General features: G+C 60.5%; 1 pseudogene. It reads right to left on the reverse strand.

The features are described from left to right. Positions 1-101 precede the first annotated feature (101 nt). Positions 102-1,402, reverse strand: a pseudogene (locus tag JMF90_RS37025) (DUF2235 domain-containing protein); the annotation flags it as partial.

Below are 1,402 nucleotides of genomic sequence, written 5' to 3' on the forward strand. Positions count from 1 at the left end.
GGGAAATCGGCCGGTCGCTCGCTCAACGGCGAAGCGGCGCGGCACACGACGGGCGGTGGCACGCGTGTCACCGCCCGTTTTTCATGCGCGGCTGCTGGTTGTCAGTGAACGGGAGGCGTCGCGCCACCCTTATAGCTTTTCGCCCATTCCTGGCTCTGCTTGGCGGCCTGGTCGATACGTGCAGCAACGCGATCGTCCTTCTGGCGTTGCTTCGCTTCCTTGGCGAGATCGGTCGAACCGAACTCGTCCTTGTCTCGCGTGCGGAAGTACAGCGACGGAGCGAGCACATGGTCCTGCCAGCTCGTCAGCAACGTGTCGTGAACGAGCATGTCGAACAGCGCCATCACGTCCGGCGGCAACGGGTGCTTGCCCTCGATCCCTTCTTTCCAGGCCGACACGAGTTCCATCTCGGCTTCAGGAAGCATGGCTACCTCGACCGCATCCGCGCTGACCTTGTTATCGGAATCCCACGAATCCGGCATGTTGCGGATGCGCTCGACGGACTGCTTCAGGCCCTCCTGATACGACGCGCTGCGCAGCTTCTTTTCCGCTTCCTTCTCAAGACGCTCCCAGACCGTCGAATAGTCCTTCGGTGCCTCCGCGATCAATTTCTCATAACGCTTTTGCGCTGCGTCGCTCGCCGCCTTCATGCCCCGAAGCTTCGCCTGCTCGTCCTGGCTGCGGCTGGCCAGCATGCTCATATTGATGCCTTCTCGCTGAAGCTCCCAGTCGAGTTGCGACTTCGCGGTCTTGCGCTGCAGGTCGGCGTCGGCCATGTTGCGCTTCCAGTCGGCGACGGGATCGGAAATCGTGCGACGGAATTCGGGATCCATGTAGCGGGCTGCAATCCAGCGCATGAAGACTTTCGAATGTTCCATGAAATCGGCACCGGACTTGCGCGGGACGAGCGTGCGGTAGGCATTGACCAGCGCTTTGATTCGAAATTCCTTACCACCGTACTTGATCGGATCCGAGAGTTTGAAGCGCTTGAACACCGGCGCGTTGTACAGGTACAAATCTTCCATGGTGTCCATGGCGGCGCCCGCCTTGATCGCCTCCAGCAACATGTCTTGCAGCGGAACTCGCATCAGCTCCGCGTTGACCCCCAGGGACCCGCTCGGCGCGCCACCGACGACATCGCAGCTCGTACCCGGGTAGAGATACTGCTCGCCACGGGTCTTCTCAAGACTGTCGAGACGCTGATAGAAGCGCATCTCATGCGCTGCGGCGAAATGAACGCAGCGCTGCACGCTGGCCGGTATCGCGAGAGGACGATCCTTGAAGCTGGTCTTCAGCATACCCAGATAAGGCACCATACCGATCAGTTCCCCGGCTTCCTCCGACATGACGGACGAAACGGCATCGAGCAATCCGACGAACTTGATCTGGATCGACACGCCTT

It is taken from the genome of Burkholderia sp. E168m23 (assembly GCF_016586125.1).
Classification (GTDB): domain Bacteria; phylum Pseudomonadota; class Gammaproteobacteria; order Burkholderiales; family Burkholderiaceae; genus Burkholderia; species Burkholderia orbicola.